Here is a 17,824-nt window from a genome sequence, read left to right on the forward strand (position 1 = left end):
CGGGGATCATGCGCGCGTCGATTCGGATGACCAGCTTGGTAGCGGCGGTTCTGGCGGGCACCATCGCCCCGGGCGGAACGGCGCTCGCCGCGCATCCCACCGGCACGCCAGCGTCCGCGCCGACCGCCGCGGTCGCCACCAGTTGGGGTACGTGGGACGGTCCGGCCACGGGCGCCACGCTGGTGAACTGGGGTACGTGGGACGGCCCGCGCGCGGGCGCCACGCTGGTGAACTGGGGGACCTGGGACGGTCCGGCTGCGGGCGCGACGCTGGTGAACTGGGGTACGTGGGACGGGCCCGGCACCGGCGCCGGCGTGCCGGTCTGAGGGCCGTCCGGCGGAAGCCGGCGGGCCGGGACCGCGCTGGCCTAGGCTGTCGATCATGCGGGTAGGCATTGTGATCCTGGCGGACCGGCGCTGGTCCGAGTCCCGGTGGCGCTGGCAGCGGGCCGAGGAGTGGGGCTTCGACCACGCCTGGACGTACGACCATCTGGGCTGGCGGGACCTGGTCGACGGTCCCTGGTTCGACTCCGTGCCGACGCTGACCGCGGCGGCCGGGGTGACCTCGACCATCCGGCTCGGGACGTTCGTGGCCTCGCCGAACTTCCGCCACCCGGTCTCCTTCGCCCGCCAGGTGACCGCGCTGGACGACATCTCCGCCGGCCGCCTCCTGCTGGGGATGGGCGCCGGTGGCATCGGGTACGACTCGGCGGTGCTCGGTGGCCAGACGTTGCCGCCGCGGCAGCGGGTGGACCGGTTCACCGAGTTCGTCGACCTGCTCGACCGGCTGCTGCGTACCGACGGGGTGACCTGGCGGGGCGACTGGTTCGCCGCCGTCGACGCCCGGAACAATCCGGGCTGCGTGCAGCAGCCGCGGGTGCCGTTCGTGGTGGCGGCCAACGGGCCCCGGACGATGCGCCTCGCCGCCCGGTACGGCCAGGGCTGGGTGACGACCGGCGCCGGCGGCGACGATCTCGACTCGTGGTGGCGGTCGGTGGCCGAGTTGTCCGCCCGGCTCGACCGGGAACTGGCGGCCGTGGGCCGCGAGCCGGGCACGTTGGACCGCTACCTCTCCCTGGACGCCGCGCCGGTCTTCTCGCTGTCCAGTGTGCAGGCGTTCGAAGACGCGGTAGGCCGGGCGGCCGACCTCGGCTTCACGGACGTGGTCACGCACTGGCCGCGCGAGTCGAGCTGGTACGCCGGTGACGAGGCGGTGCTGGAGCGCGTGGCCAGCGAGGTGCTCCCGGCGTTGCGGATCGCCGACGCCGCCGGCGGCTGACCCGGGCCGCCCGACCGCCGGCGGCTGACCCGCCCTGCCCCGACCTCCCGAGCGCTGCCGCCGCGGGCGGGCGCGGCGGTGATCACGAAGCGCCCCTACCACGGGCGGCCCCGGCGATGATCGCGAGGAATCGTCAGATCATGGACGCCGGGCGTTGCCGGTCGCCCAGTGGACACACGTTTCCGCAGGTCAGGGCCACTGTGAGGGGGTTCCGTCGGCGCGCCGGGCACCTCGACGCGGTGGCGGGCGGGAGGGGAGCAACCATGTCCACCAACCGGATCCGCGGCCTGGTCGGAGCCCTCGTGCTCCTGCTGGCCGTGCTCATCAACCCCGGCGTGGCCGCCGCCACGCTACCGGTCGGCTTCACCGACCAGCTGGTCTTCGGTGGCCTCACCGAGCCGACCGCGGTGGCCTTCTCGCCGGACGGGCGGGTCTTCGTGGCCGAGAAGAGCGGGCTGATCAAGGTGTTCGCCAGCCTCACGGCCAAGACTCCGACGATCTTCGCGGACCTGCGTACCAACGTCTACGACTACGAGGACCTGGGCCTGATCGGCCTGGCCCTACCGCCCGGCTTTCCCACCTCGAACCCGTACGTCTACGTGAGCTACACGTACGACGCGCCGATCGGGGGCCGGGCGCCGGTCTACCACGACACCTGTGCGGTGCTTTACAACTGCCTCACCAGCGGCCGGCTGTCCCGGCTGCGGGCCTCCGGCAACGTCTCCATCGGCGAGCAGGTGCTGATCAACGACTGGTGCCAGCAGAGCGACACGCACTCGATGGGCGACATCCTGTTCGGTCCGGACGGGGCGCTGTACGTCGGCGGCGGCGACGGGGGCAGCGGCGACGTGGTGGACTACGGCCAGCTCGGCTCGCCGAGCAACCCCTGTGCCGACCCGCCGTCCCCGGTCGGCGGCCCGATGACGCCGCCCACCGCGCAGGGTGGCGCGCTGCGGGCGCAGAGCCTGCGGTCGAGCGGACCGGCCCGGCTGAATGGCACGATCATCCGGGTCAACCCGGCCACCGGCGCCGCCATGCCGGGCAATCCGCTGATCTCCAACCCCAACCAGAACGCCCGGCGCATCGTCGCCTACGGACTGCGTAACCCGTTCCGGATGGTGTTCCGGCCAGGCACGAACGAGGTCTGGATCGGAGACGTCGGCTACCACACCTGGGAGGAGATCGACCGGGTGCTCGCGCCGACCGCCAGCCCGGTCCGCAACTACGGCTGGCCCTGCTACGAGGGGGCTGGCCGGCAACCGGAGTACGACGCCACGAACCTGAACCTGTGCGAGAGCCTGTACGCGGCGGGTCCGAGCGCCGTGGTGGCGCCGGCGTACTCGTACCAGCATGGTCAGGCGATCGTGGCCGGCGACGGCTGCCGGACCACCGGAGGCGCGATCACCGGCGTGGCCTTCTACCCGGCCTCGCTGGGCAACTACCCGGCGCGGTACAAGGGCGGGTTGTTCTTCACCGACCTGCTCCGGCAGTGCATCTGGTCGATCCGTCCCGGCAGCGGCGGCGTGCCCAACCCGAACTACATCGAGCCGTTCGGCAGCACGGTGGGGGCGCCGGTCCAGCTCAAGCTCGGGCCCGACTGCAACCTCTACTACGTGAGCATCACCAACAACTCGGTGCGGCGGTACGTCTACAAGACCGGCAGCACCAGCAGTTGCCCGGTGTGAGGCGTACCGGGGAGGCGCGGTTTGCGTACCGCGCCTCCCGTCACCGCCGGTCGTTCCGGCCGGCCGCGGGCACCTGCGGGTTGTCCGTGATGAGCGCCCAGCGTTCGTGGTCGCGCCAGGCGCCGTCGATGAACAGGTAGTCGGGCGACAGGCCCTCGAACCGGAACCCGTGCCGCTGCACCAGCCGACGGGAGGGCTCGTTGCCCGGCTGGATGTTGGCCTCCAACCGGTGCAGGTTGAGCTGCTCGAACGCGAACCGGATCACCAGCGCGAGGCCCGCGCTCATGAAGCCCTTCCCGGCATACGGGACGAAGGCGCCGTAGCCCAGCGCCGCGTTCTCGAACCGGCCGTGCACGATGGTGTTGAGGTTGACCGACCCGGCGAGGTCCCCGGTCTCCCGGTCGCAGATCAACAGCCCTTCCTTGGTACGGCGGTCGCAGGCCGCGACGTACGCGTCGAACGCCTCGGCGCTGTCGGCGAGCGCCAGCCACCCGCCGTGCAGGTCGGCGCTGGCCCGGACGGCGGCCGCGAAGGCGTCCCGGTCGCCCGGCACGACCCGCCGGATCCCGACCGGGCCCTCGGCGATCAGGTAGTCAGTCGGCATCGCGCGATCGTACCGGCCGTGATCGTCGGGTGGCGCCGCGCGTGGTCGGTCAGAGCGAGCCGCGGGTCGCCACCCACTCGGTCGGCTGGCCGGTGACCGCGGCGATCCGGTCATAGTCCGCGTCGTAGTGCAACACGGTGGCGCCGTGGACTTCCGCGGTGGCGGCGATGATCAGATGGGGCAGCCGGAAATGCCGGTGCTGGCTCTTCGTTGCCAGCTGCCGGTGCACGGCGAGCGCCCGGTCCATGGCCTCGGTCGTGACCTCCAGCCAGCGCTGGGCGGTCATGGCCGACCACAAGGTTTCGTAGCCGCGGGGGTCCGGTGCGTTGTTGAGGATCTCCAGGGCGCTCATCTGGCAGGCGGCCAGCCGGCCTTCGGTCAGCAGGGTTTCGAATCGGCGTCGCACCTCGGGATGGCGGCGCTGCAGCACGTAGACCGAGGTGTCGGCGAGATAGACCGGCCCGGCCATCAGGCCGCGTTCGACTCGCGGGCGTCCTCCGCCAGCCGGGTGAGGTCCCGGCCGCCACCGTAGCCAAAGCCCCCGTGCGGATCGGTCAGGTCCAGCTCGACGCCGTCGAACGCCGCGACGATGTCCTTGGCCTGACGGCGAACCGCGAACGAGTGCAGGGCGGCGTTGATGGTGGCCACCTTGGTGTCGGTGCCCAGCACCTCTCGGGCCGCGGCCAGCCACTCGTCATTGACGTCCACCGTGATGCGCGTCATGCCCAAAATCGTACACCACATCCGGCCCGACGAACGCACCAAGATCATACGGCTTGCGGTGTTAACAGGGGGCCCTTCCTATACCAAAAGCGATAACAAGGGGCCCTTCCTTACAGGTCGTCGGCGTGCAGTAACCAGGTGAGGTTCAGCGATCGGGCCAGCTCGGGCGGGCAGCCGGCCACCACGGCTGACGCGCCCACGGGTTCGGCGCCGCGCCGGCGGATCGCCTCGTACAACGCCGTGAGCTGTGCCCCCGTCTCCACCCAGTCGTCGACCAGCAGCACCCGGTCGCCGGGGCCCAGCCGCCCGTCACGGACGCCGAGCGACAGCGTCCGGCCGCGATGGTCGGGTGGCGTCCGGGCCCACGTTGTAGGGCCGGCAACGGTACGACCGTCTCGGTGCTTGTGCGCCGGGACGAAGCCGACGCCCAGGGCCACGGCCGCGAGCGGGCCCAGCAGCAGGCCGGTGACCTCGGGGGCGACCACCACGGTGGGCCGGGTGGCCCGGTGCGCCGCCGCCAGCGCCGGACCGAGCGCGGCCAGCAGGTCGGGGTCGCGCCACCAGCCCGAGACGTCGCTGATCAGGTGCGTCGAGCCGGGGTCGGGATCCACCCACCGGAACTCGTCGATGAGGCGTTTCCGCAGCTCAAGACGCACCTGGCCATCCTCCTCGGTGAATCTGCCGACCCGGGGTCGGTCGATCGGGCACACGTTAAGTAACAAATGCGGGCATACCACCATGATCAGGTTGACCTTCCATGGGCTTCTCCCGCTACGGTCCGCCGGTTGCCCGCAGTCCGAGGAAGGAACCCGGTCCGTGACTGGAAAGCACTCCCGTACGCGATTCTTCAGGTCCCCCGTCGGCATCGTCAGCTCGGCGGCCGTCGGCGTGGCGCTGGCCGTCGGTGGAACGGTGGGTGCCGTACAGCTCACCTCCCAGCCGGCCGGCGTGGCCGAGCCGGCGCCGACCACCTGGTCCCCGCAGCCCGTGCCGACCGATGCCACCCCGAGCAGCGCGGCGCCCACGCCCAGCCCGTCGGCCACCAGCGCGAGCCCCAGCCCCAGCCCGAGCCGGTCCGCGCAGCGGGCGTCCCGGTCGAAGACCCGGACCGCCGCGCCGAAGCCGACCGTGACCAGGAAGAAGACGGCCGCGCCGACCGTGCTGAGCAGCGGCACCTGCGGCGCCTCGTTCTACGACGAGGGGCAGATGACCGCCAACGGGGAGACCTTCAACCCCGACGCGCTGACCGCCGCGCACAAGACGCTGCCGTTCAACACCCGGGTGCGGGTCACCAACACCGCGAACGGAAAGTCGGTCATCGTCCGGATCAACGACCGCGGCCCGTACGTCGACGGTCGGTGCCTCGACCTGTCCCGGGCGGCGTTCGCCGACATCGCCTCCGTGGACCAGGGCGAGGTCACGGTGAAGTACGAGGTCCTGAAGTAGCGGATCCGCCCGCGCGGAACGCCGGACGGCGCCGCGCGGGCAGAACCGGCTCAGCCGACGGGCCAATCAGGTTCAGTCGAGGCGGTCGATCAGGCATGCTGTTCGGCGTACACACGCATCCCGCACGGCCGTTCCGCCGGCCGCTCAGCCCTGGCTCCCGCGCTGGTCTCGGCGCGGCCCTTGCGCTGCTTGCGGTCATCTGCGCGATCGAGCTGCTCGACCGCGGGACGACCAGCTACCTCGGCCTGGTGGTGGCGGTGCCGTTCCTGGCTGCGGCATTCGCGACCTGGCGGGTGGTGCTGGGCGTCGGTCTGCTGGCGACGGTGACCGGCGTGGCCCTCGCGCTCACCGGCCGGATGCTCACCACCGATGTGGTGGTGAACGTGCTGGGCATCGCCCTGGCGACCGCGCTGGCCGTGGGCGTCTCGCTGGTCCGCCAGCGTCAGGCCGAGCAGATCGACGAACTGTCCAAACTCGCCTCGGTGGCGCAGCAGGCGGTGCTCCGACCGTTGGGCCCGCAGGTGGGCGCGCTCGCCGTGGCCGGTCACTACATCTCGTCCACGGCCGCGGCCGACATCGGGGGCGACCTCTACGAGGTGCTCGACACGCCGTACGGCGTACGCATGATCATCGGTGATGTGCGCGGCAAGGGCCTCGACGCCGTACGGCTGGCCAGCATCGTGCTGGGCTCCTACCGGCATGTGGCGTACGAGCGGGCCGACCTGCGGACCATCGTTACGGACCTGGACCGGGCGGTGGCGCGCAGCGTGGGCGACGAGGACTTCGTCACCGCCGCCCTGGTCGAGGAGCGCGGCGGCACGCTCACCATCGTCAACTGCGGCCATCCGGCGCCGCTGCTGCTGCGTCGCGGGGCCGTGATCCCGCTGGAGCCGCCCGCGCCGGCGCCGCCGCTGGGTTTCATGCCGGTGGTGCAGCCCCGGGTGGAGCGGCTGGAACCCGGTGACCGATTGCTGCTGTTCACGGATGGTCTGGGCGAGGCGCGCCGGGATGGTGAGTTTTTCCCCACCGCCGACCGGGCCTGGCGGCTGCTCGGCCACGGCACGGTGGCCGACGGGTTGGCCTCGTTGGAGACGGCCCTGGTGGAGTGGGTACGGGGTCGCCTCGAGGACGACATCGCGCTGGTGCTGATGGAGTACGCGGGCACCGGGCAGGTGCCCTCGACGGCGGTGCCGAGCTGGGAACTCGGCGCCGCCGAGAACTGACTCAGGTCGGTCGGGTCGCCTTGCCGTCCAGCCAGAGCGTGTCGGACGCGTCGCGATGGCTGCCGGTGGCGCCCACGTGCTTGCTGGAGATCGTCGGCCCGTTCTTGATGACGTGCACGAATGCCATCGCGTGGCCGCGCCCGAGGCCATAGTCTGCCTTGAGCCAGTCGGCCACCGCGCCGGCCTTGACGGCGGACCCCGCGAAACCCCGCTCGGCGGCGAGCGCCAGCAACTCGCGCGGCGTCATGCCGGTCTTGTCCTCGATCGTGTCGAGGTACGCCTGGAACGACATGTCGATCCTTCCGTCGCGGGCCCGCCTGTCGGGCCGCTCATCTACGCGTCGAGCGGGCCCCGGCAAAATCGACACCCGCTCCGTAGCGAGCGACTATGGCGCAGGTCACTTCGTTGGCGGCGACGGTCGGTCCCCGGCGAGCGCCTCGGTGGCCTGCTGACCGGCTTCGCCGGCCCGGCGCAGGAAGTCGGCGATGACGGCGAGCTGGTTCTCGTCGTAGCCGGCGCAGATGGCGTCCATCGCCGCGTCCATCCCCGAGTAGAGCCGGATCACCTCAGCGGCACGATCGCGGCGCGCCCGCACCGTCACCGAGCGGCGGTCCGCAGCGGCCGGGTCGCGTTCCCGCTCGATCCAGCCGCCCCGCTGGAGCCGGTCGAGCACCCCGGTCATGGTGGCGGGGTGCAGGCCGGCGCGGCGGGCCAGGGCGCTCGGGCTGAGCGGGCCGTGCTGGGACAGCAGGTCAAGGCAGTCCAGGTCGACGCGGCGTAGTTCGAGGCGTGCCCCCACCTGGTGATCCAGGAGGGAGAGCCCGCTGTTGAGCGCCCGCAACGCCTCCTTGATCGCGACCGTGGTGCGCCGCCGGTCGCGGCCCGATCCCGAAACTTTGCGCTCCATATTGTATGAGCCTCATATTAAGTAGTACGGTTTCCAAATCATAGGCCGGCTGGTGGCCCCGAGCGCCGCCGTCGTCAGGGGAGGGAAGCAGATGAAGCTCGTCATCCTCGGTGCGACCGGAGGAATCGGACGTCAGTTGGTGGACCGCGCGCTCGCCGCGGGACATGACGTGACCGCGGTCGTCCGCGACCCGGCGCGGCTGACCGCGCGGCCGGTCCGGGTGGTGACCGCCGATCTCGCCGCTGCCGATCCGGCGGCGCTGCGGGACGCGGTCGGCGGCGCCGACGCCGTGCTCTCCGGGCTCGGGCCGCGATCGGCCGCCGACGTCGGCGTCGCCACCAGGGGCACCCGGGCCGCCCTGTCCGCGATGGCGGCGGCCGGGGTTCGGCGCATCATCGTGGTCAGCGCCGCGCCGGTGGGCACGGTGCCGTCGCCCGGCCGGCCCAACCCGCCCCGGCACGACCCGGGGGAGGGGTTCGTCATGCGCCACGTCCTCACTCCGGCGATCAAGCGGGTTCTCCGGGGTAACTACGCCGATCTGGCCGAGATGGAGGAGGTGCTCCGCGACAGCGCCGCGGACTGGACGGTCGTCCGGCCGCCGCGGCTGACCGACGGGCCGGCGACCGACGGGTACCGGGTGGCCTACGGGCGCAACCTGCGCCGCGGCTTCACCGTCTCGCGTGCCGACGTGGCCGGCTTGATGCTGCGGTTGCTCGACCGGCCGGACTCCATCGGCCAGGTGGTCGGGGTGGCCAACTGACGCCCCTGTGGCCCGCGTCACGTCCAAGATTCGCTTGTCGCTGCCTACCCGTCGGTAATACAGTGCCAGTTACTGACCGGTAATAACTGTCCCGAATCGGGGGGCCAGCGAGCATGACCCACTACAAGAGCAACCTGCGGGACCTCGAATTCAACCTGTTCGAGGTATTCGGGGTGGATCGCACGTTCGGCGCCGAGCCGTACGCCGATCTGGACGCCGAGACCGCCCGCAGCATCCTCGCGGAGGTGGATCGGCTGGCCCGGGAGGACCTGGCCGCCAGCTACGCCGACAGCGACCGCAACCCGCCGGTCTTCGACCCCGCGACGCACACCGCGCCGCTGCCCGAGTCGTTCAAGAAGTCCTTCCGGGCCTTCATGGACGCCGAGTTCTGGCGCCTCGACCTGCCGGCGGAGCTGGGCGGCACGGGCGCGCCGCGCGCGCTGTGGTGGTCGCTCGCCGAGCTGGTGCTGGGCTCCAACGCCCCGATCTGGATGTACGCCTCCGGCCCCTCCTTCGCGCACGTGCTGCACGTCGAGGGCACCGCGGAGCAGCAGCGCTGGGCCAAGCTCTTCATCGAGAAGCAGTGGGGCTCGACCATGGTGCTCACCGAGCCGGACGCCGGGTCCGACGTCGGCGCCGGTCGCGCGCGGGCGATCCCGCAGCCGGACGGCTCCTGGCACATCGAGGGCGTGAAGCGGTTCATCACCTCGGGCGAGCACGACCTGAGCGACAACATCGTGCACTACGTGCTGGCCCGGCCGGTCGGGGTCGAGGGCGCCGGCGGGCCCGGCACCAAGGGCCTGTCGCTGTTCGTCGTGCCGAAGTTCCACTTCGACGCCGAGACCGGCGAACTGGGCGAGCGGAACGGCGTCTACGCCACGAACGTCGAGCACAAGATGGGCATCAAGGTCTCCAACACCTGCGAGCTGACGTTCGGCGAGCACGGCACCCCGGCCCGGGGCTGGCTGCTGGGCGACAAGCACGACGGCATCCGGCAGATGTTCATGATCATCGAGTACGCCCGGATGATGGTCGGCACCAAGGCGATCGCCACGCTCTCCACCGGTTACCTCAACGCCCTCGAGTACGCCAAGAACCGGGTGCAGGGCGCCGACCTGCTGCGGCAGGCCGACAAGACCGCGCCGCGGGTGACCATCGCGCACCACCCCGACGTACGCCGGTCGCTGATGCTGCAGAAGTCGTACGCCGAGGGACTGCGCGCCCTGGTCTGCTACACCGCCACCTGGCAGGACCGGATCAACGTCGCCGAGGCGGGCGGGGACGAGAAGGCCGCGAAGCTCGCCAAGCGGGTCAACGACCTGCTGCTTCCGCTGGTCAAGGGCGTCGGTTCGGAGCGCGCGTACGAGGTGCTGGGACACGAGTCGCTGCAGACCTTCGGCGGCTCCGGCTTCCTCCAGGACTACCCGTTGGAGCAGTACGTCCGGGACGCGAAGATCGACACCCTCTACGAGGGAACGACCGCGATCCAGAGCCTCGACCTGTTCTTCCGGAAGATCGTGAAGGACGGCGGAAAGGCCCTGCTGGCGGTGGCCGGCGAGATTCAGGCGTTCATCGAGTCCGAGGGCGGAAACGGCCAGCTCAAGGTGGAGCGGCAGGCGCTGGCCAAGGCGCTCGGCGAGATCCAGAGCACCATCGGCACCATGACCACCTGGCTCGGCGAGGCCCAGGGCGGCGAACCGCAGGCGCTCTACAAGGTGGGCCTGAGCAGCCGCCGGCTGCTGTTGGCCCTCGGCGACCTGGTCGTCGGCTGGCTGCTGCAGCGGCAGGCCGAGGTGGCGCTGGCGGCGCTCGGCGGCGAGCTGTCCGGCCGGGACAAGGCCTTCTACGAGGGCAAGGTGGCGGCGGCCCGGTTCTTCGCCCACGAGGTGCTGCCGCGGATCGGCGCCGACCGGCGGATCATCGAGTCCACCTCGGCTGAGCTCATGGAGCTGCCCGAAGACGCGTTCTGATTACCCTTTCTCCCGGATTTTGGCTGGCCGGCGCGCGATTGCGCGCCGGCCAGCCGGCTATTCAGCCCCTGCGGACAACCGCGAAATCCCGCTGCGGAATGACGAGCAGCATCGGCAGGCAGTCACCGCGCACAGGGGAGTGCAGCGCAGATGGGCATCGGTAGCGGAATCTTCCTCATCGCGATCGGCGCGATTCTCACCTTCGCCGTACGGGCCAATGTCTGGTGGATCGACGTACGCGCCGTGGGCTGGGTCTTCATGCTGGCCGGGCTGGCCGTGCTGGCCATCACGCTGTCCTACTGGCAGGCGCGCCGGCAGCGGGCCCGCACGCTCATCGTGGAGGAGAACCGGTTGTCGCATCCCACCGCCATGATGCCGCCGCCGCCCGACCCGCCCCCGCCGAGCGCGCCGCCCAGCTGAGAGAGGGAAGGGCCCCTTCTTATCGCTTTTTGTATAGGAAGGGTCCCCTCCTAACGGGTGGGCTCAGCCCCGTGCGGTATACCAGCGTTCCAGCGGGGCCCGGCCGGGCGCCAGGTCCGACCACTGCCCGGAGAAGGCGTGGATCGCGAGGCCGCAGGTCCGCAGGCCGTCCGGATCCGCGTGTACCGGATCGAGCAGCTCGGAAAGCTCCGAAATGGTGGGATTGTGCCCCACCAGGAGCGCGGTGCCGACATCGTCCCCAACGGTCCGGAGCAGTTCGAACAGGTCGGCGGCGCGACCGTCGTACGCATCGTCCTCGTACCGCACCCTCGGGCCCAGACCCGGCACGGCCGGCGGATCGAGCGGCCCGCCCTCGGACGCCGCGCCGGCGTCCGGATGCTCGCCCGCGTGCGGCGCCGTCAGGCCCAGCGCGACGTCGTGCCAGGTCTGGCGGGTTCGCTTGGCCGGCGAACAGATGACCTCCTCCGGCCGGTAGCCACTGTGGTCCAGCCACGCCCCGGCGGCGGCCGCGTCCGCGTGCCCGCGCGAGGTCAACGCCCGGTCCGGGTCGGCCATCCGATCGGGCCGCTCCGCCTTGGCGTGCCGCAACAGCACTATCCGACGCTCGCCGCGCTCGCTCATCTGCTCAGCTTGCCCGATTGGGGATCGAAGAGGATGGGTAACCCGGTGCGTGCCGCAACCTCGCGAGTGGCGGTGACCGGCGCGTGCCGGTCAGCTGGGCGCCAAGGAGGGCGACAAGTGGGCATCGGTGGAAGCATCTTCCTCATCGCTCTGGGGGCGATCCTCGCGTTCGCGGTGGACGCCAACCTGGGCTTTCTCAACATCCACGTGGTCGGCTGGGTGTTGATGCTGGCCGGGGTGGCGGGTCTCATCTTCACCATGTGGTTCTGGCAGAGCCGCCGCCGGACGGTGGTCCGGGACGCGCCGGTGGTCCGCGAGACGCCGGTGGTGCCGCCGCAGAACGCGCAGGTCGTCGAGGAGTACCGCGAGGTCCGACGCCCGGGCCCGCCCCCGGCGATCTGAGCGGACCCGGACGGGAATGGGTGGATCTTGGAATTCTGCTGCCCCGCGAAGGGCAGTGAAATTCCAAGATCCACCGATTGTTCGTGCGGGACGGCGGCCGGGCGTCCGGCGGCCTTGAATCGCTGGCGGGGGGGACCGGCGGCCGGGGCCTCAGGCGAAGAGCGCGAAGTAGATGGCGATGTGGTGGCAGATCGCGGCCACCAACGTGCAGGCGTGGAAGAACTCGTGGTGGCCGAAGACCGTGGGCCACGGGTTGGGCCGGCGAAGCGCGTAGAACACCGCGCCCACGCTGTACGCGAGGCCGCCGGCCACCATCAGGACGAGCGCCGTCACCCCGCCGTTGTGCAGGATGTCCGGCAGGACGGCCACGGCCACCCAGCCCAGCGCGATGTAGAGCGGCGCGGAGAGCCAGCGTGGCGCGTGCGGCCAGATCAGCTTGATGGCCACCCCGGCCAGGGCGCCGGCCCAGACGAGGGTCAGCAGGAGCCGCCCGCCGTGGCCGGGCAACAGCAGCAGACAGAACGGCGTGTACGTCCCGGCGATGAACACGAAGATCATCGAGTGGTCGAGGCGGCGCATCACCTGGTATCCGCGCTCCGACCAGACCCGACGGTGGTAGAGCGCGCTGGTGCCGAACAGCCCGCAGACGGTCAGGCTGTAGATCCCGCAGGCGACCAGCGGGGTCCAGCCGGGCCGGGCGGCAGCGAGCGAGCAGAGCACGATGCCGCAGACGATGGCCACGAAGAAGGCGTACGTGTGCAGCCAGCCGCGCAGCAGCGGCTTGCCGATGTCGACCGGCTTCATCCGGAACGGGGTCGAGGTGCTCACCCCCCTAGGTTACGGCACCGTAAGTTACTTGCAGGTAGTTAGACGCGTCACGACGTACCGGTGTCCAGACCCGGGCCGCACAGCGGACCCGGCCCGGGTCGCGGCCCGGCGGCCCCGGCCCGGGTCGCGGCCCGACGGACTACGGTGCGGAGGATGGACCTCAACGCGGACCTCGGCGAGGGCTTCGGCGTCTGGCGGCTCGGCGACGACGAAGCGCTGCTCGACGTGATCACCTCGGCCAACGTGGCGTGCGGCTTTCACGCCGGCGACGCGCCCACCATGCGCCGGGTCTGCGCGGCCGCGGCCGAGCGGAACGTCGCGGTCGGCGCCCAGGTGGGCTACCGCGACCTCGCCGGCTTCGGTCGACGCCGGATCGAGTACGCGTACGAGGACCTGCGCGACGAGGTCGTCTACCAGATCGGCGCCCTGGCCGCGTTCTGCCGGCTGGCCGGCACCCGGCTCCGGTACGTGAAGCCGCACGGAGCGCTCTACAACGCCGCCGCCGTGGAGGAGTTGCAGGCCGCGGCCGTGGTGGCGGCCGTCGGCGAGTACGACGCCGAGCTGCCGGTGCTGTGCCAGCCCGGATCGGTGCTGGCCCAGCTGACCACCGGCGCCGGGTTGCGGGCGGTGGCCGAAGGCTTCGCCGATCGCGGCTACCGGGCCGACGGCACGCTGTTGCCGCGTACCGCACCTGGCGCGCTGGTCGCGGACCCGGCGGAGGCGGCGGACCGGGCCGTGCGAATGGCCCGGGACGGCACGGTCACGGCCGCGGACGGCACGGTCGTGCCCGCGGCCGTCGAGTCGATCTGCCTGCACGGCGACACGCCCGGCGCGGTGGACCTGGCCCGTCGGGTCCGGGACGCGCTGGCCGACGCCGGCCTGCCGGTCCGACCATTCGCCTGAGGCGCCGCCCGCGCCGCCCGCCCCCGGACGGCCCCGTTAAAAAGGGGCCCTTCCTATACAAAAAGCGTTAAGAAGGGGCCCTTCCTTTCAGTCCAGGCCGCGGAGGACCAGGGGGAGGCGGGTGGGACCGTCGGGGACGAGCCGCACCGGTACGCCCCAGTCCTGCCGGGTCAGGTGGCAGGCCGCGTGTTCGGCCTCGGCGTCGCAGGTCGCGGCCTGCGCCACCACCTGCAGCACCCCGGACGGTACGGCCGGGTTCAGCACCAACCGGCGGGACAGCTCGGTGCCGGTGCCCTCGCCCTCGAGCAGCAGCTCCGGCGGGGAAGCCGAGACGACCAGCCGGGTGGACGGCCCGAACGACTCGTCCAGCTTCTGCCCGGGCGCCGGCGTGAAGACCACGTCCAGGGTCACCTCGCCGCCGGCCAGGTCGCTGGGCGGGCGTTCGGCCCGGTGCCGGGGACCGTCCACCACCACGCCGGCCGCGGCCAGCGAGCCGGGGGCGAGTCGGGTGAGCCGGTGCGCCGCGGACTCCACCACCAGCACGCCGCCGTCGGCGGTCAGCGCCACGTCGCTCGGCTCGGCCAGCTCGGCCGCGACCGTCGACACCTGGCCGGCCACCGGGTCGTACCGGCGCACGGCGCCGTTGTACGTGTCGGCCACCAGCACCGAGCCGTCGGGCAGCGCGGCCACCCCCAGCGGATGCTGCAGCAGCGCCCGGTCGGCCGGGCCGTCCACGTGCCCGAAGTCGAACAGCCCCTGCCCGACGGCCGTGTGCAGCGCGCCGTCCTCGACGTACCGCAGCGCGCTGGTCTCGCTGTCCGCGATCCAGAGCCGGCCGCCGTCCGCGGCCGCCGACAGCCCCGACGGCTGCGCCAGCCACACGTCCGGCAGCGGCCCGTCGCGCAGCGCCTCCACCGTCGTGCCCGCATAGACCCCGGTGGTACGCCGCACCGGGTCGAACCACCACAGCTGGTGGATGCCGGCCATCGCCACGATCACCCGGTCGTCGTACCAGGCCAGGTCCCAGGGCGAGGAAAGGTCGATGGACAGCGCGTCGTGGGGGTGGTCGTCGACCGTCGACCGCCACTGCCGGCCCGTCCCGGCCACGGTGCTCACCTCGCCGGTGGCCAGCCGTACGCCGCGGAGCAGGTGGTTCACCGTGTCGGCCACCACCACGTCGTACCCGGAGATCTCGGCCACGTGCGGCGGCAGCAGCACCATGCCCTGCGGCTCGGCGAAGCTCGCCGTGGCCGGGTCGCCGTCGGCCCGGCCCCGGCTGCCCGAGCCGATCCGCCGCAGCAGCGTTTCGCCGTCGGCGGCCAGCTCCACCAGCGAGTGCCGGGCCGAATCCGAGACCAGCAGGGTGCCCTCGGGCAGCGGCACGGCCTTGCCGGGGAACCGCAGCGCCGTGTCCGGCTCGGCCGGCGGGACGTACGGGCCGTCGCCGCGGCGCAGCGTGCCCTTCGCCTCGTGCCGGTCGATCAGCTCGTCCACCAGCCGGGTCAGCCCCTCGGCGTGTCCCTCGCCGGCCATGGTGGCCACCACGTAACCCTCGGGGTCGATCACCGACAGCGTGGGCCAGGCCTTGGCGGCGTACTGCTGCCAGGTGATCAGCTCCGGGTCGTCCAGCACCGGGTGGGCCACGCCGTACCGCTCGACGGCCGCGGCCAGGGCGTCCGGGTCCTTCTCGTGCTCGAACTTCGGCGAGTGGACGCCGATCACCACGAGCGCGTCGCCGTACTTCTCCTCGAGCGGCCGCAGCTCGTCCAGGACGTGCAGGCAGTTGATGCAGCAGAAGGTCCAGAAATCCACGATCGTTATCCGACCGCGGAGGTCGGCAAGCTTCAGCTCGCGGCCGCCGGTGTTCAACCAGCCGCGTCCGCGGAACTCGGGGGCCCGGACCCGGGCTTCGGTGCTCATGCAGCAAGCCTGCCACGTCCCGGTGCGGACCCTCCGGGCACTCCGCGCCGGCGGTTTCGACCCATCCGGCGCACCCGCCGTCCGTACCGGGCCGGCCGGGCTAACGCTTCCGGGGTCGGATCACCTCAGACACGGCCAGCTCGGCGGCGAACGGCTCGATGAGGCGCAGCCGATCACCCTCGTCGGCCACGGCATGCTCGACGTAGTGGCCGGCCTGGAGCCGGAACAGCCGGAACTCGGGCGGCGTCTCCTGGGCGAGGAGATACCACGGGATGCCCGCGAGGGCGTACAGCTGCATCTTGACGACCCGATCGGCCGCGGCGTTTCCGGGCGAGACCACCTCGGCCACCAGCCGGACCTCGGCCGCCTCGAAGACGCCCAACTCGTCGTCGCTCGCCACCACCACGTCCGGGATGGCGATCCGGCCGGGCCGAAGGCGTACGTTCACCGCCTCCATGACGGCCAGGCCAGCCGCCTCGACGCCTGCTTCCATGGCGTTCGCCAACCGGCGGGCGATCTGCTGGTGTGGCCCGGATGGCGCGGGACTCACGATCAGGCTCCCGTCGAGCAGCTCGATCCGACTGGTGGACTCGCCCAGCCCGAAGTAATCCGCCTCGGTCCAGGGCCCGGCATGGTCAAGAGCCGCGGCTGTCACAGCGATGCACCTCCGAAGGGCCGATCCGACTTCCCGAGTCTGGCATGACGCCCGGCCTGCGAGAGGGGCCAGCAATCCGTTTCTGGCCGCATACCTGGCAGCCGAGGAAGACGCCTCGGCGAGCACACCCGGTTCCCGCGATCATCGCGGCCGAGCTGGTGCATCCGATCCGGCTCGAGGACGCCTGAGGATCACCCGCATGGCCGGATGGGGCAGAGTGGGCCGATGACCGGCACCCGAGACGCCGCAGCCGCAGCCGAGGCCGCGGACCGCCCGCCCGTGAAGGCCGCCGACCGCCCGCCCGTGGAGGCCGCGGACCGCCCGGCCGTCGAGGCCGCGGACCGCCGGGTCGTGGAGGCCGCCGACCACCCGGCCGTCGAGGCCGCGGACCGCGCCGCTGAGGTCGTGGCCGCCGCCCGGGCCGGCGATGCGGACGCGTTCGCCGGCCTGGTCGAGCCGCACCGGCGCGAGCTGCGGGTGCACTGCTACCGGATGCTGGGCTCGTACGACGAGGCCGAGGACCTGGTCCAGGAGACGTTCCTGCGGGCCTGGAAGGGCCGCCGCGGCTACGCCGGCCGCTCCTCGTTCCGCGCCTGGCTCTACCGGATCGCCACCAACGCCTGCCTGGACGTCCTGGCCGGCCGGACCCGCCGGATCCTGCCGCAGCAGCTCGCCGGGCCGGCCGAGCCGACCGCCTCGCTGCCGCCGCGGCACGACCTCCCGTGGCTGCAGCCCTTTCCCGACGAGCTGTGGGAGCCGGCGGGGCCGATCGACGCCCAGCCGGAGGCCCTGGTGGTGGCCCGGGAAACGATGGAGCTGGCCTTCCTGGCCGCTATCCAGTACCTGCCGCCGCGGCAGCGCGCCGTACTGATCCTTCGCGACGTGCTGGGTTGGCCGGCGAAGCAGGTGGCCGTGCTGCTGGACGGCACCCCGGCCGGGGTGAACAGCGCCCTGCAACGGGCCCGGGGGACGCTCCGGGAGCGGCTGCCGGAGCGTCGCGCCGACTGGTCGCCGCCGCCCCCGCCGGGTCCGCGGGAACGCGCGGCGCTGCGCCGGTACATGGCCGCGGTGGAGCGGGCCGACCTGGCCGTCGTGGCCGAGCTGCTGGCCGAGGAGGTACGGACGGCCATGCCCCCGTACCCGATGTGGTACGCCGGCCGGGAGGCGGTGCTGGCCACCCTCGCGACCAGCTGGGACCCGGCGTCGCCGCACTGGGTGGGCCGGTTCCGGGTGCTGCCGGTACGCGCCAACGGCGGCCCCGCGATGGCCACCTACCTGGCCGGGGCGGGCGAGCGGACGTACCGGGCCGCCGCCATCGCCGTACCGCGGATGGAGGGTGAGCGGATAACCGAGCTGACGGCGTTCCACGATCCGGGGCTGTTCCCGGCGTTCGGCCTGCCTTCGGAGCTGCCCGGCGGGTACCGATGACTTCCGCCCCGACCTGCCGTCTCAACGGGG

At 72.2% G+C, this 17,824-nt stretch carries 21 protein-coding genes; 11 read left to right on the forward strand and 10 right to left on the reverse strand.

Going from position 1 to position 17,824, the window contains the following annotated elements; genetic code table 11:
• The first annotated feature begins 8 nt into the window (after positions 1–8).
• From ACFFHU_RS03475 to ACFFHU_RS03485, 3 genes are all read left to right on the forward strand, one after another.
• The gene (locus ACFFHU_RS03475) at positions 9–326 is read left to right on the forward strand and encodes a hypothetical protein (RefSeq protein ID WP_377335554.1); all 318 of its coding nucleotides are present in this window, start codon (positions 9–11) and stop codon (positions 324–326) included.
• A 55-nt stretch (positions 327–381) separates the two neighbouring features.
• Positions 382–1,278 (forward strand): LLM class flavin-dependent oxidoreductase, encoded by an 897-nt coding sequence (locus ACFFHU_RS03480; RefSeq protein WP_377335556.1) that lies wholly within the window; start codon positions 382–384, stop codon positions 1,276–1,278.
• A 263-nt stretch (positions 1,279–1,541) separates the two neighbouring features.
• Positions 1,542–2,963, forward strand: a complete 1,422-nt coding sequence (locus tag ACFFHU_RS03485) for a PQQ-dependent sugar dehydrogenase (protein WP_377335558.1) — start codon at positions 1,542–1,544, stop codon at positions 2,961–2,963.
• 40 nt (positions 2,964–3,003) lie between these two features.
• On the opposite strand, the gene ACFFHU_RS03490 is transcribed toward ACFFHU_RS03485, so the two are convergent.
• The 4 genes from ACFFHU_RS03490 to ACFFHU_RS03505 form a co-directional block, all read right to left on the reverse strand.
• Positions 3,004–3,567, reverse strand: coding sequence for a GNAT family N-acetyltransferase (locus tag ACFFHU_RS03490; protein WP_377335560.1), 564 nt, complete (start codon positions 3,565–3,567; stop codon positions 3,004–3,006).
• Between the two features lie 49 nt (positions 3,568–3,616).
• Positions 3,617–4,036: a PIN domain nuclease gene (locus ACFFHU_RS03495; RefSeq protein ID WP_377335562.1), complete on the reverse strand. Its 420-nt coding sequence runs from the start codon at positions 4,034–4,036 to the stop codon at positions 3,617–3,619.
• Positions 4,036–4,290 (reverse strand): type II toxin-antitoxin system VapB family antitoxin, encoded by a 255-nt coding sequence (locus tag ACFFHU_RS03500; RefSeq protein ID WP_377335564.1) that lies wholly within the window; start codon positions 4,288–4,290, stop codon positions 4,036–4,038. Before ACFFHU_RS03500 ends, ACFFHU_RS03495 begins: the two co-directional genes overlap by 1 nt.
• Before the next feature lie 110 nt (positions 4,291–4,400).
• Positions 4,401–4,946, reverse strand: coding sequence for a phosphoribosyltransferase family protein (locus tag ACFFHU_RS03505; protein ID WP_377335566.1), 546 nt, complete (start codon positions 4,944–4,946; stop codon positions 4,401–4,403).
• A 160-nt stretch (positions 4,947–5,106) separates the two neighbouring features.
• Here ACFFHU_RS03505 and ACFFHU_RS03510 point away from each other — a divergent pair, with 160 nt between their 5' ends.
• Both ACFFHU_RS03510 and ACFFHU_RS03515 read left to right on the forward strand, forming a co-directional pair.
• Positions 5,107–5,736, forward strand: a complete 630-nt coding sequence (locus ACFFHU_RS03510; protein ID WP_377335568.1) for a septal ring lytic transglycosylase RlpA family protein — start codon at positions 5,107–5,109, stop codon at positions 5,734–5,736.
• 95 nt (positions 5,737–5,831) lie between these two features.
• Positions 5,832–6,959: a PP2C family protein-serine/threonine phosphatase gene (locus tag ACFFHU_RS03515; protein WP_377335570.1), complete on the forward strand. Its 1,128-nt coding sequence runs from the start codon at positions 5,832–5,834 to the stop codon at positions 6,957–6,959.
• 1 nt (position 6,960) lies between these two features.
• Here the strand turns inward: ACFFHU_RS03515 and ACFFHU_RS03520 are convergent, their stop codons facing one another.
• Together ACFFHU_RS03520 and ACFFHU_RS03525 are read right to left on the reverse strand one after the other, a co-directional pair.
• Positions 6,961–7,251, reverse strand: a complete 291-nt coding sequence (locus ACFFHU_RS03520; protein ID WP_377335572.1) for a DUF4287 domain-containing protein — start codon at positions 7,249–7,251, stop codon at positions 6,961–6,963.
• 105 nt (positions 7,252–7,356) lie between these two features.
• On the reverse strand, positions 7,357–7,866 hold the full coding sequence (locus ACFFHU_RS03525; protein WP_377335574.1) for a MarR family transcriptional regulator: 510 nt from the start codon (positions 7,864–7,866) through the stop codon (positions 7,357–7,359).
• 91 nt (positions 7,867–7,957) lie between these two features.
• On the opposite strand from ACFFHU_RS03525, the gene ACFFHU_RS03530 reads away from it, so the two are divergent.
• From ACFFHU_RS03530 to ACFFHU_RS03540, 3 genes are all read left to right on the forward strand, one after another.
• Complete coding sequence (locus tag ACFFHU_RS03530) at positions 7,958–8,626, forward strand: NAD(P)-dependent oxidoreductase (protein WP_377335576.1); 669 nt, start codon at positions 7,958–7,960, stop codon at positions 8,624–8,626.
• Between the two features lie 113 nt (positions 8,627–8,739).
• Positions 8,740–10,596 carry an acyl-CoA dehydrogenase gene (locus ACFFHU_RS03535; RefSeq protein ID WP_377335578.1) on the forward strand — a complete coding sequence of 619 codons (1,857 nt, stop codon included), beginning with the start codon at positions 8,740–8,742 and terminating at the stop codon, positions 10,594–10,596.
• Between the two features lie 150 nt (positions 10,597–10,746).
• Positions 10,747–11,016 carry a DUF6458 family protein gene (locus ACFFHU_RS03540; protein ID WP_377335580.1) on the forward strand — a complete coding sequence of 90 codons (270 nt, stop codon included), beginning with the start codon at positions 10,747–10,749 and terminating at the stop codon, positions 11,014–11,016.
• A 63-nt stretch (positions 11,017–11,079) separates the two neighbouring features.
• Here the strand turns inward: ACFFHU_RS03540 and ACFFHU_RS03545 are convergent, their stop codons facing one another.
• Positions 11,080–11,658 carry a SixA phosphatase family protein gene (locus ACFFHU_RS03545; RefSeq protein WP_377335582.1) on the reverse strand — a complete coding sequence of 193 codons (579 nt, stop codon included), beginning with the start codon at positions 11,656–11,658 and terminating at the stop codon, positions 11,080–11,082.
• 117 nt (positions 11,659–11,775) lie between these two features.
• On the opposite strand from ACFFHU_RS03545, the gene ACFFHU_RS03550 reads away from it, so the two are divergent.
• On the forward strand, positions 11,776–12,060 hold the full coding sequence (locus tag ACFFHU_RS03550; protein ID WP_377335584.1) for a DUF6458 family protein: 285 nt from the start codon (positions 11,776–11,778) through the stop codon (positions 12,058–12,060).
• A 150-nt stretch (positions 12,061–12,210) separates the two neighbouring features.
• Here the strand turns inward: ACFFHU_RS03550 and trhA are convergent, their stop codons facing one another.
• Positions 12,211–12,888, reverse strand: a complete 678-nt coding sequence (gene trhA / locus ACFFHU_RS03555) for a PAQR family membrane homeostasis protein TrhA (protein ID WP_377335586.1) — start codon at positions 12,886–12,888, stop codon at positions 12,211–12,213.
• 153 nt (positions 12,889–13,041) lie between these two features.
• Here trhA and ACFFHU_RS03560 point away from each other — a divergent pair, with 153 nt between their 5' ends.
• Positions 13,042–13,791, forward strand: coding sequence for a LamB/YcsF family protein (locus ACFFHU_RS03560; RefSeq protein ID WP_377335588.1), 750 nt, complete (start codon positions 13,042–13,044; stop codon positions 13,789–13,791).
• A gap of 87 nt (positions 13,792–13,878) precedes the next feature.
• Here ACFFHU_RS03560 and ACFFHU_RS03565 read toward each other — a convergent pair whose 3' ends face one another.
• Positions 13,879–15,711 (reverse strand): NHL domain-containing thioredoxin family protein, encoded by a 1,833-nt coding sequence (locus ACFFHU_RS03565; protein ID WP_377335590.1) that lies wholly within the window; start codon positions 15,709–15,711, stop codon positions 13,879–13,881.
• 100 nt (positions 15,712–15,811) lie between these two features.
• Positions 15,812–16,366: a Uma2 family endonuclease gene (locus ACFFHU_RS03570; RefSeq protein ID WP_377335592.1), complete on the reverse strand. Its 555-nt coding sequence runs from the start codon at positions 16,364–16,366 to the stop codon at positions 15,812–15,814.
• A gap of 225 nt (positions 16,367–16,591) precedes the next feature.
• Here ACFFHU_RS03570 and ACFFHU_RS03575 point away from each other — a divergent pair, with 225 nt between their 5' ends.
• Complete coding sequence (locus ACFFHU_RS03575; RefSeq protein ID WP_377335594.1) at positions 16,592–17,794, forward strand: RNA polymerase subunit sigma-70; 1,203 nt, start codon at positions 16,592–16,594, stop codon at positions 17,792–17,794.
• The last annotated feature ends 30 nt before the right edge of the window (positions 17,795–17,824 follow it).

Origin of the sequence: Plantactinospora siamensis (assembly GCF_042434095.1) — a bacterium.
GTDB lineage: Bacteria > Actinomycetota > Actinomycetes > Mycobacteriales > Micromonosporaceae > KBS50.

Excerpts from the sequence above, each read along its gene's own strand:
- ACFFHU_RS03535 (WP_377335578.1), top strand. The coding sequence starts at position 8,740 with ATGACCCACTACAAGAGCAACCTGCGGGACCTCGAATTCAACCTGTTC.
- ACFFHU_RS03495 (WP_377335562.1), bottom strand. The coding sequence starts at position 4,036 with ATGGCCGGGCCGGTCTATCTCGCCGACACCTCGGTCTACGTGCTGCAG.
- ACFFHU_RS03515 (WP_377335570.1), top strand. The coding sequence starts at position 5,832 with ATGCTGTTCGGCGTACACACGCATCCCGCACGGCCGTTCCGCCGGCCG.
- ACFFHU_RS03540 (WP_377335580.1), top strand. The coding sequence starts at position 10,747 with ATGGGCATCGGTAGCGGAATCTTCCTCATCGCGATCGGCGCGATTCTC.
- ACFFHU_RS03480 (WP_377335556.1), top strand. The coding sequence starts at position 382 with ATGCGGGTAGGCATTGTGATCCTGGCGGACCGGCGCTGGTCCGAGTCC.
- ACFFHU_RS03485 (WP_377335558.1), top strand. The coding sequence starts at position 1,542 with ATGTCCACCAACCGGATCCGCGGCCTGGTCGGAGCCCTCGTGCTCCTG.
- ACFFHU_RS03545 (WP_377335582.1), bottom strand. The coding sequence starts at position 11,658 with ATGAGCGAGCGCGGCGAGCGTCGGATAGTGCTGTTGCGGCACGCCAAG.
- ACFFHU_RS03560 (WP_377335588.1), top strand. The coding sequence starts at position 13,042 with ATGGACCTCAACGCGGACCTCGGCGAGGGCTTCGGCGTCTGGCGGCTC.
- ACFFHU_RS03490 (WP_377335560.1), bottom strand. The coding sequence starts at position 3,567 with ATGCCGACTGACTACCTGATCGCCGAGGGCCCGGTCGGGATCCGGCGG.
- ACFFHU_RS03525 (WP_377335574.1), bottom strand. The coding sequence starts at position 7,866 with ATGGAGCGCAAAGTTTCGGGATCGGGCCGCGACCGGCGGCGCACCACG.
- ACFFHU_RS03530 (WP_377335576.1), top strand. The coding sequence starts at position 7,958 with ATGAAGCTCGTCATCCTCGGTGCGACCGGAGGAATCGGACGTCAGTTG.
- ACFFHU_RS03475 (WP_377335554.1), top strand. The coding sequence starts at position 9 with ATGCGCGCGTCGATTCGGATGACCAGCTTGGTAGCGGCGGTTCTGGCG.
- ACFFHU_RS03575 (WP_377335594.1), top strand. The coding sequence starts at position 16,592 with ATGACCGGCACCCGAGACGCCGCAGCCGCAGCCGAGGCCGCGGACCGC.
- ACFFHU_RS03565 (WP_377335590.1), bottom strand. The coding sequence starts at position 15,711 with ATGAGCACCGAAGCCCGGGTCCGGGCCCCCGAGTTCCGCGGACGCGGC.
- ACFFHU_RS03500 (WP_377335564.1), bottom strand. The coding sequence starts at position 4,290 with ATGACGCGCATCACGGTGGACGTCAATGACGAGTGGCTGGCCGCGGCC.
- ACFFHU_RS03520 (WP_377335572.1), bottom strand. The coding sequence starts at position 7,251 with ATGTCGTTCCAGGCGTACCTCGACACGATCGAGGACAAGACCGGCATG.